This window comes from Pseudomonas sp. ATCC 43928 (genome assembly GCF_005938665.2).
Taxonomy (GTDB): domain Bacteria; phylum Pseudomonadota; class Gammaproteobacteria; order Pseudomonadales; family Pseudomonadaceae; genus Aquipseudomonas.
This window is the reverse complement of the sequence record NZ_CP041753.1, coordinates 4,833,051-4,845,926: the sequence shown is the minus strand read 5'-3', so window position 1 is coordinate 4,845,926 and position 12,876 is coordinate 4,833,051. Positions and strand designations below refer to the sequence as shown.

General features: G+C 58.7%; 10 protein-coding genes and 2 pseudogenes. 9 read left to right on the top strand and 3 right to left on the bottom strand.

Going from position 1 to position 12,876, the window contains the following annotated elements; translation table 11 throughout:
• Positions 1–96 precede the first annotated feature (96 nt).
• Together FFH90_RS22035 and FFH90_RS22030 are read right to left on the bottom strand one after the other, a co-directional pair.
• The gene (locus tag FFH90_RS22035) at positions 97–579 is read right to left on the bottom strand and encodes a hypothetical protein (protein ID WP_007936111.1); all 483 of its coding nucleotides are present in this window, start codon (positions 577–579) and stop codon (positions 97–99) included.
• A 408-nt stretch (positions 580–987) separates the two neighbouring features.
• Positions 988–1,109, bottom strand: a pseudogene (locus FFH90_RS22030) (phosphatidylcholine/phosphatidylserine synthase); the annotation flags it as partial.
• 484 nt (positions 1,110–1,593) lie between these two features.
• Here FFH90_RS22030 and FFH90_RS22025 point away from each other — a divergent pair.
• The 9 genes and pseudogenes from FFH90_RS22025 to FFH90_RS21985 form a co-directional block, all read left to right on the top strand.
• A complete protein-coding gene (locus tag FFH90_RS22025) occupies positions 1,594–2,643 on the top strand; it encodes a hypothetical protein (RefSeq protein ID WP_138866089.1) in 1,050 nt (349 codons plus the stop codon).
• A gap of 177 nt (positions 2,644–2,820) precedes the next feature.
• Positions 2,821–4,866 carry an iron-containing redox enzyme family protein gene (locus FFH90_RS22020; RefSeq protein ID WP_064619333.1) on the top strand — a complete coding sequence of 682 codons (2,046 nt, stop codon included), beginning with the start codon at positions 2,821–2,823 and terminating at the stop codon, positions 4,864–4,866.
• Complete coding sequence (locus FFH90_RS22015; protein WP_138866088.1) at positions 4,863–6,704, top strand: carbamoyltransferase; 1,842 nt, start codon at positions 4,863–4,865, stop codon at positions 6,702–6,704. Before FFH90_RS22020 ends, FFH90_RS22015 begins: the two co-directional genes overlap by 4 nt.
• Positions 6,705–6,845: 141 nt before the next feature.
• Positions 6,846–7,802 carry a TauD/TfdA family dioxygenase gene (locus FFH90_RS22010; RefSeq protein ID WP_064619327.1) on the top strand — a complete coding sequence of 319 codons (957 nt, stop codon included), beginning with the start codon at positions 6,846–6,848 and terminating at the stop codon, positions 7,800–7,802.
• 57 nt (positions 7,803–7,859) lie between these two features.
• Positions 7,860–9,116, top strand: coding sequence for an ATP-grasp domain-containing protein (locus FFH90_RS22005; RefSeq protein ID WP_111454359.1), 1,257 nt, complete (start codon positions 7,860–7,862; stop codon positions 9,114–9,116).
• Positions 9,113–10,309 (top strand): acetyl-CoA carboxylase biotin carboxylase subunit family protein, encoded by a 1,197-nt coding sequence (locus FFH90_RS22000; protein WP_111454358.1) that lies wholly within the window; start codon positions 9,113–9,115, stop codon positions 10,307–10,309. The genes FFH90_RS22005 and FFH90_RS22000 overlap by 4 nt, the downstream gene beginning before the upstream one ends.
• Positions 10,306–11,091 (top strand): SDR family oxidoreductase, encoded by a 786-nt coding sequence (locus FFH90_RS21995; protein ID WP_018925149.1) that lies wholly within the window; start codon positions 10,306–10,308, stop codon positions 11,089–11,091. The genes FFH90_RS22000 and FFH90_RS21995 overlap by 4 nt, the downstream gene beginning before the upstream one ends.
• Positions 11,088–11,723 carry a LysE family translocator gene (locus tag FFH90_RS21990; protein ID WP_018925150.1) on the top strand — a complete coding sequence of 212 codons (636 nt, stop codon included), beginning with the start codon at positions 11,088–11,090 and terminating at the stop codon, positions 11,721–11,723. The genes FFH90_RS21995 and FFH90_RS21990 overlap by 4 nt, the downstream gene beginning before the upstream one ends.
• A 154-nt stretch (positions 11,724–11,877) precedes the next feature.
• A pseudogene (locus FFH90_RS21985) lies at positions 11,878–12,075 on the top strand (IS4 family transposase); the annotation flags it as partial.
• A 53-nt stretch (positions 12,076–12,128) separates the two neighbouring features.
• Here FFH90_RS21985 and FFH90_RS21980 read toward each other — a convergent pair.
• Positions 12,129–12,353 (bottom strand): hypothetical protein, encoded by a 225-nt coding sequence (locus FFH90_RS21980; RefSeq protein WP_007898912.1) that lies wholly within the window; start codon positions 12,351–12,353, stop codon positions 12,129–12,131.
• Positions 12,354–12,876: the final 523 nt, after the last annotated feature.

Below are 12,876 nucleotides of genomic sequence, written 5' to 3'. Positions count from 1 at the left end.
CGGGCGCCATAGCCTGTATTGCTTGATTTAGAGCGGTTTTGTAGGACAATCCGACCAAAATCGCGACCTGTTGGGCGATCTTCTGAAATGGGTGAATCAGCAGGCGACCTGATTCAACGATGAAACACAGGTTTGCCAGGCGTAGGTGAAGTCTCGCAAACGACCTTGGGGCTGGAAGGTCTGGCGCCAGATTCGGGCCATTCCCAGCAAGTCATCGGAGGCGGGGAGGGGAGTGTTCTGTTCTTCTACCAGCAGCCAGGCGATGGCTGTGGCGTAACGCAGGTTGACGGTCAATTCCAGGTGCGGCCCGCTGAGAAAAGCATGCTGGCTGGCCAGGCCGCGAACCAGGCTCGCCCGCTCCGGGTCCAGGGCCAGGTAGTGATCCCAGAGGGCCTGGTGGCGGGGCTCGGCGATCCGGTACAAGCCGTGTCCACGGCGGTCATGCAGGGCTGAACCAAGGGCTGACTGACTGGCGGCGATGCCCAGCAGCAGGGATTCGGCAGTCGCGCTATGGCGCCCGAGGTAGATCAATGTCGGACGGATCACATAACGGCACAGTTCGCTGGCAGCGATACCCATAAAGCCCTCGAAACATCAAGTGGTCGGCGATACCTGAAGAGGCCTTGGCAGCTGTGGATCGAATCAGGCTCGCCGTAAGCGGATCAAGCCGCTTGAGTTGAAGTGTAGTGTCATTATTTTGCTGTAAAGGACTGTTTTTAAAATATTTCCGGCTTCGAGTTATAACCGTTATATCGGTTGGTGCTTAGGCAATGGCGGCTAAAAGAAAAATATCGGGCGATAAAAACCCCGCTTTTCAGGGTGATGCTGTTCACCTAAGCGGAGCCGCCTTACCGTCCTTGGCCTGGAAGGCCTTGGACGGTGCAGACGCGACTCACTCTATGGGGGGGGTTGGAGGAAGGTGCTCAGGAGCCGCGTACGCGACGGCGACGGGTCGATGATGTAAAGGCACAGGGCAACCACGTTCTACGTGGCGGCGAAGCCCTGGAAGGAGTTGTCCTTGCTCTTCATGTTGACATTGCAAAAGCAAACAGCGACGACACCAGAATCAGCGACACGGTGAGCAGCAGGGTGTCGTCAGGCAACTTGAGCGGGCATTCATAGGGTTTGTTGATTTACGCGCCTTTTCATGAATATTTTTTTTCTTGGATAAAATGCAGGTGCTTCATTTGACATTTGGGATCCAATGTCTAGAATCGATCGCATGAGCCCCTCGGATGGGCCAAAAAGAATAAAAGTAAAAAGGAAGATACAATGCATGGAAGCTATCCGTATCAGCGTATTGCAGTCTGCAATACCTTCAAATTGCACCTCGCAAAAATCATCACTGAATTTCCCGCCTCGTCGCATTGTGCTGTGAATTATTTTGCTCGCGCACGGTTTTAATTAATTTCGACCTTCATGCATCTAACAGTTTGGATTGTTGATATCTCAAACTTATGGTGCCTGGCTTGCTGTGGGCCGTTATTGGCAGGTTCGAACTTTCGATATTGAATAATCGAAATAGACGTTCGTCCCAAAAAAAGTTGGCTGATCAAATGGAATTCCGATTCTCGCTAAAGGAGTGGCTTGGCCATGTTTAAAAGACGCAAGCGCATTGCGCTGGATGATCCCAGTCTGGAACGTGTGAAGTTAACACCCCAGATGCTCACCTACGATCAATTCGCCAGTCGCAGTCGTTCCCAGTACTTGCCTTATGTGATGGGTTTCAATGCCGCCGATTACCGTTCGGAAGCGATCAATACCGATCGGCTCGGATTTCGCCTGGCCTATGATGCGCAAGGTCGGCCGGTCAGTGTCGGCACCCTCGAGGCCAGCACGCTAGCAGAGGTGAATTTACTGGTCGGGGCCTCGTCAGCCTTGGGTTACGGGGCTTCCAGTGATGCCGCCTCGGTAGCGAGCCGCCTGTCCACGCATGATCCCGACGCTACGCCATGGCTGAATTTCGCGGGGCATACCTTTAATGCGACCCAGGAATTGATGCTGTTCGTGCTGCATGCTCATCGACTGCCCAAAGTGCGACGCATCGTGATCATGGGCGGCTTCAATACTTTGGTCATGGCGCGTCTTCCTGAGTTCATTCGAGGTGATCTGCCACCGTTCTACTTCTGCGGTGACTATTACGAAAAGTTTGATGAAATTGCTGAGGAAAATGGTGCAGAACTGCCGCCTGGAAAACTTCCAAAATGGCCGGCCGAAACGACTGAGGTTCCGCCTGTTTCGCAAACTCTGGTACGCGCTCTGCAAGACACCATGAATTGTCTGACTACCTGGAAACGCCTCGCGGATTCTTTGGGTGCAGAACTTACGTTTGTTCTCCAGCCCTTGGCGACTTGGGTAAGAACGCCGTGTGCCGAAGAACAGAAGCTGTTCAATGAGCTTGATCAGATTTCCCGGTTTGGTACCTGGCAGCATTTATATGGCGATATATCCGCCCCCACGGTCGCGGAATATTACGCCGATAGTCTGGCCAACAGTTGTCATGACTTGGGTGTTCGATTTGCCAGTTTGATCGATGATTTTAGAGAGCGTCCGGATGATGAATGGTTATACGTTGATCGCGCGCACTTTACCGACCTTGGCAGTGATGTCGTAGCACGCGCCATTCATCGATACCTGCAATGAAAATTTAGGGGGCTCTATGTTAAAGCGAATTCGCAAGGCACTTGGTTCTTTGTTCAAGAAAAAGAAAAAAGCCAAGAAGAAAAACAATTCCTCCATATATCCAATGCACTGATGAAGACTAATAGGCAAATCTTTTCCAGCTTCCTCGGGGCAGAGACCGGGGGAGAGGCCAGGCGCATGTTCACGCCGGTCAGCCTGCGCACTTGCCTGGGTGAGGTGCATGGGACGGACTTGGTAGACGTCGACTTCACCAGCCCGGCGGCTTTGGCGGGGCTGGCGAGTGTTGCATGCGAGCGGCTTGGGCCGTTGCGCGACGGATTCCGAAGGTTGGCACAGACAATCGAGGGGAACGAAGCGGATGCCCAGGCGTTGCGTGCCAAGGCGGCGTTGGAGTCGGCTCCCTTTCTGATCGGCAGTCAGCACCTGATTCATGGGGTGTGCGGCAGCTGGAATAATGAAGCACGCCATGCCATGGCAGCGCTGAGTATCCATGCGGCGGATGTGGGTGCCGGTCAGCCAGGGGCCAGTCGTATCCAGCGCTACCTGGAATTGCTGCGTCAGCACGCGCTGGCAGATGCTGGCGAAGATCTCTTGCGAGCAGTGGCCGACCCAAGGATCTCGGACGGAGCCTTCAACTTTGCCTCGACCCTGCTCGTATTGGGGCATTTTCCGGAGTCGCTGACGGCCCAGATCCTGGGGATCAACCTTTACCTGCGTCATTGCGGGCTGTTGCCCTCGTTTGAGTTCATCGCCCATAACGAGCCGTCCGCCCGCCAGTTTCTCGATCTGCGTCGCGACCCCGCTGGTAGTGCCGACGATCTTGCCGTGCTCGCCGAAACGGCAGTCCGGGAATTTCTCGTGCAAATGGGCGCTGCCGGAAACGATGGGGTACGCCAAGGCTACCTGTGGGCGCGCCGGCAGGCCGAGGAGATGAACGAAGCGCTGCTCGATGTGCTTGAGCGCTGGCTCGATCCGAGAGAGGCGGCGCGCCACCTGATCAGCCGACGTCGGCTGGATGCTTGTCAATACCATGACAAGACTCAGTTGAATAAGGTGCCGATGAAGCCCTTGCTCGCAGTCGACGACTCCTTGAAGTTTCTCGACCATCTTGCCGCCAGCGCTTACGTGCGGGCGGGCAGGCCGGAATCGAGTCCACTGCTCACCAGCCTGATTTCGCCGCGGGGCAAGATGTTCCGAATCTTCAGTCGCGACGATATTGCCATTCTTCACCGCTGGATCTGCGGCTTGCCTTACTCCGATGCGCCCAGGCAGACCCCGGCTTTCCAGGTATGGAAAGACGACGGCAAACTCGCCGGGGCTCTTCGCGAGGTCGCTGAAACCCAAGCGTTGGTCGCCAGATTCAGCCCGCGACAGGCCTACCCGCGCCTGTTGCGAATAGAGCTCACGCCGTCGGAGGAATCCTATGCCGGTCACTACGTGAAGAGCTGGCTGGCCAGGGCCGCCCGTGGCGTCACCAAGGGGTATTGCTCGTTGCCGGAGCGTTGGGCTCCCGGTGTCTTGCAGCAGTGGTTGCAGGGCCAGCATGAAGCTTCCAACCAGGCACTGGAGCAGGACGAAGAGCTGCCGTCTCGCGATGAGGTGGTCGCCGATATCCTGTCCCTGGCGCCGCTGACAATGATCGACGGGGCCTGGCTGGCCGGGTTCGCCCACCCGGCGGTAGCCTCCACGGCGTACGGCAGCAGACTGTTCGAAACGCTTTTCGATGAGTTGGGCAACGGAATCGAGGCGCAGAACCATCCCGTCATCTACCGCCATCTGCTCAAGGCAGTACATGGCGAGTTGCCGGCCACCGCCGACCCTGGATACGCCAACGCCGCTTGCTTCAACGACGAGAACTTCGAGCTGCCCGTGTTCTGGTTGTCTATCGGGCGATATCCCCAAACCTACTGCCCGGAGATTCTCGGGCTGAACCTGGCGATGGAGCTGTCCGGAGTAGGGGGCGGTTATCGGCGTACCCACAAGGCGTTGGTTGCCTACGGCTATCCGACGATGTTCGTCGATCTGCACAACTCCATCGACAACATCTCCACCGGGCATACGGCATGGGCTGCCGCGAGTCTGGATACCTACCTTTGTGCTTTTTCTCGTAGTGACCGTGATGAACTCTGGGCGCGCGTCCGTAATGGATTCGTCGCGCTCAATCCACCCAGGGAGCAAACAATGCTGGATAAGTTTCGCGAAAAAGTGAGGTCGCTGCTATGACGATTACGCTTGGCATCTCTGCCTTTTATCACGACAGCGCGGCCACTCTGGTAGTGGACGGCAAGATCGTTGCCGCGGCCCAGGAAGAGCGTTTCAGCCGGATACGGCATGACCCGGGTTTCCCACGCAAGGCCATCGAGTACGTCCTGAGGAACGCAGGTATAAACCTGGCCGATGTCGACCATGTCGCCTATTACGAAGACCCGGCACTGAAGTTCCGTCGGGTGCTCTCGACGGCCGCCGTGGCCGGGTTTTCGGCAGCGCGCACCTACGCACCGGTGCTTGGCGAATGGCTATCAACCAAGCGCCGGATGGACCGTGAGGTCGTGCGTCATCTCAGAGCGATGGGAGACCGGGACGGTCGCCGAATCGAAGTGCATGGTCACCACGAGTCCCACGCTGCATCGGCATTTTTCCCCAGTCCTTTCGAGAGCGCCGCGATCCTGTGTATCGACAGTGTCGGCGAGTGGGCGACGACCACCATCTGGCACGGCAGGCCAGAAGGTATCAAGCTGGTTGCCGAGTTGTCCTTTCCCCATTCGCTGGGCCTGCTCTATTCGGCCTTCACCTATTTCTGCGGCTTCAAGGTGGACTCCGGCGAATACAAACTCATGGGACTTGCGCCATATGGCAAGCCTCATTACGTCGACACGATCCTCTCGCATCTGATCGATGTGAAGCCCGATGGCAGCTTCAGGCTCGACTGGACCAAGTTTGAGTTCATCAAAGGCCAGGTCATGACGGGCGATGCCTTTGAGCAGCTGTTCGGTGGCCCCCGGCGCTTGCCCGAGGCCCCCCTTACCGATCGCGAGTTCGATTTGGCCGCATCGGTGCAGAAAGTCACGGAGATCGTCGTTTCGCGCCTGGCCAAGACCGCCCGTGAGCTCACTGGCGAGACCGCACTGTGCATGGCCGGGGGCGTTGCCCTTAACTGCGTAGCCAACGGCGTGATCTCGCGTGAGCGGATATTCGACCGTCTGTGGGTGCAACCGGCGGCTGGCGATGCGGGTGGCTCGCTGGGCGCCGCGCTGCTGACTGACCGCAAGTATCGCAGGGTAGCGAGCCGCGAACTGCCTGCTGGCGTGCGTGATGGCATGAGCGGAGCATTGCTTGGGCCGGAGTACAGCGAAGAGCAGATCAGGGACGAACTGGAAGCCTGCGGCGCTGTTTTTCACAGGCTTTCGCCGGAAGAGCTCGACCAGCGGGTGAGCACCAGCATCGAGGACGGCGGGGTCATCGGCTGGTTCCAGGGGCGAATGGAGTTCGGTCCGCGATCGCTTGGCAGCCGTTCGATCCTGGGTGATCCGCGCCGCTCGGACACCCAGTCAAACATGAACCTGCGCATCAAGTTCCGCGAGTCCTTCCGCCCCTTCGCTCCCGTGGTGCTTGAGGAAAAAGCGGCAGACTACTTCGACATCGTCGAGGAAAGCCCCTACATGCTGGTGGTCTCGCCAATTGCAATGGGCATTCGCAAGGCGATCCCGCAGGAGAGTGCGCGGCTTACCGGGATCGACTTGCTCAAGTTGGTGCGTAGCGATCTGCCGGCAATCACCCACGTGGACTTCTCGGCAAGGGTGCAGACCGTTGACCGGGAGCGCAACCCGCGGTTCCGGGCGCTGCTTGAACACTTCTATCAGCGTTCAGGGTGTCCTGTATTGGTCAACACCTCGTTCAACGTGCGTGGTGAGCCGATTGTGAACACGCCGTTCGAAGCTTATCGCTGCTTTATGCGTACCAACATGGATGTGCTGGCGATTGGCGACTTCTACCTCGATAAATCGGAGCAGCCTCAGTTCGAGGAGGCGGTCGACTGGCGCGAGACAGTACCGCTGGATTAACTCTTTCATACACTAGGGAAGGTGCACTATGGATTATGTTCTGCTCTACCTGATCCTGCCGTTGGGGATGTTTATCCGACGAACCAAGGCGTTCGCCCATCAGCCGGACCCCAAGGTCACCTCATACCTGAACCGCAAATCATGAGCGTCATGGCCATGGATGTTCAGGAGGCTTCATTGGTACAGGTGGTGGTCGTCAATGATCCCGACCTGACCGGGCTGGAGGGCTGTCGCGTGAGGCTGGCCGAAACGCCGCACTGCGCTGAGAGTGTGGGAGCAGTCGGCGGGGACTGGCTCGGCACAGTGTTGGGCCGGGACATCGTCGAGGCAATTCGCGCATTTCCTGACAGCCCGCACAAAGCGCTGCTCATCAGAGGCATTTCGCTCTCTACGGACGTCGCGACGCCGCGCAATGGTTTCCTGCCCAACGCCGAGTGTGTTCTTGACTTCGATCTGCTGCACTTTGGCATGTTGCGGCTGCTGGGTGTCAGGCCGCATGCAGTCGAGTATGAGAACTTCGGCAAGCTGGTCAGAAACGTCGTTCCGGTTCCGGAGGCCGCGGGCACCACCAGCTCTTGGGGCGCGGATGTGGAGTTTTTCTGGCACACCGACAATCCCAACTGGCCCTTCGCCGATCAAAGCCGAAATGTCGCGACCGCCGTGCCGAACTTCTTGGCCTTTACCGCCGTGCGCAACTTTGAAGGCGCCTCCACCGACATTGTTTGTGTGGATCATGTCCTTTCAAAGCTGCCCGGCTGGGCGATCGCCCAGTTGCAGAAGTCTGCCTACACCTTTGGTGCCCCTGCCTCCAACGAGGGCTTCGATGGCCAGCCGAGGGTGCTGCCGGTGCTGGAGCACGACGAGGGCGGTTATCGCCTGCGCTTTGACGATGGCATCGTGGCCGCCCTCGACCTGGACAGCGAAAAGGCACTTGGGCTCCTGCGCCAGTGCCTGCGCGATGCCCAGGGTATAGAGGTGGTGTTGCAACCAGGCGACTTCTTCATTTTCAAAAATGCCCGCGTGCTGCACCGGCGCAAGGCGTTCCAGCCTCTGCTCAACGGCAAGGCGCGCTGGCTGCGCCGGGTGTACGGCAGTTGAGCCTTTGCTTCAAGAACCATCACACAACAAACATCACAGTAGACAGGGAGTTCATGCATGAATAAGCGTATCGCAGTAGTCGGTGGTCGTCCCTCGCCCATTCACGGTGCCAAGGAGCTGGGCATCGACGTAGTGCTGGTGCATCAGGAGGGTGACTACGAGCAGGAAATCCTCGCCCATTGCGAACAGGTGGTGCATGCCAGGATTGACGACGCCGAGGCCATCATCAAGGTCCTCGAGCCCCTGCACCGCGACCGTCCGTTCGATCGCATCATGACCACTACCGAAGTGGCAGGCGAGTCAACGGGCAAAGTGGTCGATCACTTCGGCCTCACCGGGGTTTCCTATAAGACTGCGCGCCTGCTCAAGGACAAAGTGGCCATGCGCGAGTTGCTGGTCGAGCACAACCTGAGCCCGGTTGCCTATCGCCATGTCACCAGTGCGCAGGATGCTGTCGCGTTCGTCAAAGAGCATGGCAAGTCGGTTCTCAAACCCGCCGAAGGCGTGGCCAGCCTGCATATCCATCCCTGCGATGACGCAGCCTCTGCTTCCAAGGCCTGGCAGGCGCTTCAGGATGCCGACGTCAAGCACATTATCATCGAGGAGTACCTGGAGGGGCCGGTCGTCAGCGTCGACTCCTTCTCGTTCCAGGGGCGCCACCTTCCCATTGGTTACTCCCAGTACCGCATGAACGACAAATACGTTGAGTGGGAAGTCAGCACGCCGAGCACCGAGGCCAGGAAATGGCTGAGCGAGCTGAAGGAAATGACCTGCCGCCTGCTCGACGCCGTAGAACTGGAAGAGGGGCCCTCCCATAGCGAGTTCGTGCTGACCCCCAAGGGGCCTCGTGTACTCGAATCCCATGCTCGCCTGGCGGGCTCGGGTGCCCCTGAACTGGTGCGGCGTGCGTTCGGCCTGGACCTGAACCGCATGTTCCTGACTGTGCCGCTGGGTATCGACACTCTGCCGCAAGTGTCGCCCGAGCCGAAAGCGGGTGCCGCGATCCAGTTCTTCGTACCGACACCTGGCAAGGTCAGAAAGGTCGAGCTCGATCTCAAGCCTGACGTCGATGTGCGCCATACCAAGTCAGGCGAGACTCCACGGGTGTTCTTGCCGTTCCTGTTCGAACTGGGCGCAGCCGAGCGTGCCGTAGTCATCCAGAAGCATGAGGGCGATACGATTCCACCGCTCGACACCGTTGCCGACTGCGTTTCAGGGTATGTCCTGGCAACAGGCACCTCGCGCGAGGATGCCGTGCGTATCGGTGATGAACTGGTAGCGGCGGTCAACTTCATCGTGGATCCCACGGCATGAAATATGTCCTCTGCTTGCACCGTTGGGTCGGTAGCCAAGCGCTATACGACCGATACGAACTGCCGGCAGGAATGCAGATTCGGGCGATCTGTACGCCCGAATCCTGCGCGTCCCTGCCGAGCGAGCGCCTGGCGTCAAGCTCGGTGCTCGTCTCACTGGACGATGCTGAGGCGGTCATGGCTGAGGCCGAGCGTCTGGTCGAGCAACATGGGGTTCCAGCGCTGGTGGTTGCCCTCAATGAGGGCGACCTGCTCAATGCGGCTTCTATCCGTGAGCGATGGCAGGTACCGGGAGATCTTGTCGCGTGGACCGAGCGGTTCCGCGACAAGCTCACCATGCTGGAGGTCGCAGGCCGGCAATCGTCGATCGGCGTGTTGCCTGCTTCGCCTGCCGATTCCCGCGAAGCGGTAGAGCGACTGGCCGCTGAACACGGCTATCCGCTGGTGCTCAAGCCGCGCTACGGCACGGCGAGTCGCGGCGTAAAGTTTCTTCGCGGCCCAAGGGATCTTGATCAGATCGGGCAGGCCACGGAGCCGATGATGGTCCAGGCTTGCTGCGCGGCCCCCATCCTGCACGTTGACGGCTGGTGGGATGGGCAACGGATTGTGGTAGTCACGGCGTCGCGTTATGTGAACAGCTGTGCCGATTTCGGTCCGGATAGCCCGCTGGGCAGTATCGAACTCGAGGAGGGCGACGACGAACGGCGGATTGCGGGGCGCGTCGAACAACTGCTGGCGGTCTTCGCGCCTGAGCGAGAAATCGTCTTCCACCTCGAACTGTTCGACCTGGATGACAAATTGCTGTTCCTGGAAATCGGTGCCCGGGTCGGTGGCGCCGAAATCCCGTTCCTCTGGCGAGAGGTGAGGGATATCGACCTGCTGGGGATCGCTTGGGAAATCCAGACCGGGGCGTCTACCCGCTACAGGGACCTTGCGCGCAGCCTTAGCAAGGAGGGCAGGCCATTGCACCGCGAGCGGGGGGCATGGGTGATCGCCCGCCGCAACAGCTCGCCGCGTGAAGGCTTGGGTACCCTGTACTGGGCTCAACCGCAGAACCTGGATCGCTTCGCCAGCGGTGTTTATGAGGGCGCTGGCACGCGCCTTCGGCTGCGCAGCTTCGATCGTCCCGCGCTGGTACGTGACGTGGGGAAGATCTTCGAACAGTTATCCGAAGCATGGGGAGCTCAATCTTGAAAACAGCAGTTGTTACCGGTGCAAGCAGTGGCATTGGCGAGGCATGCGCTCGTACCTTGGCCAGTCGTGGTTGGCGGGTATTCCTTGTGGCGCGCAGGGGGGATCGGCTCGAGCAGATTGCCGGCGAAACCGGCGGACGCGCCATTGTGCTGGATGTGACACAGGCGCGAGAGGAGGACTTGGTGCAGGTTTTCGAGTGCGATCTTCTGGTGAACTGTGCGGGCGGGGCTATCGGCCTAGATGGGGTAGACGCGGCCAGTGCCGAGGACTGGACGAACATGTTCAACAGTAACGTCCTTGGGACTTTGCGGATGACCCAACTGCTATTGCCTCGGCTCATCGCGTCCCAAGGGTGCATCATCAATATCACCTCAACGGCTGCGCTAGCCGGATATGAGGGGGGAGGCGGCTATTGCGCGGCCAAGAGTGCCCAGCGCGCACTGACCCATTCCTTGCGACTGGAGATGAAGGGTATACCGGTGCGCATCACCGAAGTGCTCCCCGGCATGGTGCATACGCCAGAGTTTTCCTTGAATCGTTTTCGCGGCGACGCCGAACGGGTCAGTGCCCTCTACAAGGATGTCGACCGGCCTTTGAGCGCGGACGATGTCGCCCAGGTTGTGGCTTGGGTTGCCGATCAGCCTGCACATGTCAATGTCGATGAAATCGTGGTTCGGCCAGTGGCACAGCGTGCTCAGCATGCGCTGTTCCGCGGCAGCCTCGGCTGGTTCGAGCCGCAGCGGGCCGATACATCCCCTTTGAACGATGGAGCACGCCAATGATGGCGCTGGAAAGCCTGGCCGGTGTGGCCATCATCTCCTTGGGTATGGTGCTGACACCGGGTCCCAACATGGTCTACCTGACCTCGCGGGCGATTTCCCAGGGGCGGCTGGCCGGGATGATTTCGCTGGCGGGTGTGGCGCTAGGCTTCGTGTGCTACTTGTTGGCGGCGGGACTGGGACTGGCCGCTTTGTTCAAGGCAGTGCCAGTCGCCTACGATGTCGTCAGGATCGCAGGCGCATTTTATCTGGGCTATCTGGCCTGGAACATGCTGAAGCCCAGGGGGAGTTCCCCCTTCGAGGCGCGGGAGCTGCCACCTCACTCGCGGAGACGGCTGTTCACCATGGGGCTTGTGACGAACCTGCTGAATCCGAAGATTGCGCTGATGTATTCCGCGCTGATCCCGCAGTTCATCGACCCTTCCGCAGGATCTACCTTCCAGCAATTCATCCAGATGGGGCTGGTACAGATCACCATTGCCGTCACCGTGAACGGCATGATCGTTCTCGCCGCCTCCCGGGTCAGTGGATTCCTGGCCAAGCGACCTTCTGCCATGCGCACCCAACGCTGGGTGTCCGGGACTGTCCTGGGCGTCTTCGCGGTCGATATCCTGCTGCGCAAACCGCTCACCTGATAGGGAGCGAGTGTTTCGCCTGACCGTAATGCTGTTCACTTGAGTATTTGAGCCTCAGCCGGACTTCCTCGAAAATCCGATGCCAGACCTCTGGCATCGGATTTTTATGGTGCGCCCGGCATGGGCGTAATCTTGTGCGTAGATCCGGCGGTTGTGCGGGGACATTGCCGTGCAACTGATCGTGATGGCCGCGGACAACCCGATTTCAGGTACAGGCGGATGATTGGCAGGGTTAAGAACCGGTATCGGAGGGGTGTTTCTGAATCACCGTCCAAGGCCTTCAAGGCCAGGGACGGTGAAAATATCAAAGCCCCGGTTTCCAGGGGACCGTAAGGCTGCTCCGCTTAAGTGAGCAGCATTACGCTTTTCAGCAGGGCTTTTGAGGTTTTCAGCCTTTCTGGCGTCTCAGGCAACCAGTGCCTGGCGAGTACGCTCGATCACAGCCTGCAGCGGCTCGGCGCTGGAGTATTGATCGGGGTACAGGCGTTCGCTGTGACGAGCGATGCCGTGTTCGTTGACCAGAGTGAAGCTGAAGCAGCCTTTGCGAGCGGCCATGATCAGGCAGTTCATTGGAGCAAAAGCGTTGGTTAGGGTGCGAATGGCATCCTGAGTGTGGATTTGAGTAGACATAATCGGGTGTTCCTACAAGCGACACGGATAAGAACCGTGCAAAATTAAAACGTTCCAGTGACGACGACCACCATTGGTCGAACGAAGAACCCGACTGGAACAAAGCAGCCAGTTTGAAGCGCTGATAAGTTGGCGCGCTTGGGCTGGCAGGTAGGTACTTAGGAGGGCAGGCAACACATCAGGGGCAAAGGTTCTGGGCCCGGGGTGAAGATCCTGATCAATTTGCAGGTTGGTTCGGTCAGAGTAAGTGAACTTCGCAACACCCTTTGCTTTCGATTCAAAGGCTGTGTTGACGCAAGATTTACCTGGAAACCATCGAGGTGGTCGATCCCGCTTTGTCGGTGAAGGCTTCTCTCAGGGAAGGCTGACCGGGGGGATTTGTTCGACCAGAATTGACTTTCAGCTTGGTACTAACGCCGCGGATACTAACGGATTGAATGGCCGAAGGGAAGCCTGCTCGCAAAAAAACACTGAAGTGCCGGCCGACCACATCCGCAAGTGCTGTCGGAAAATGTCATCGGCC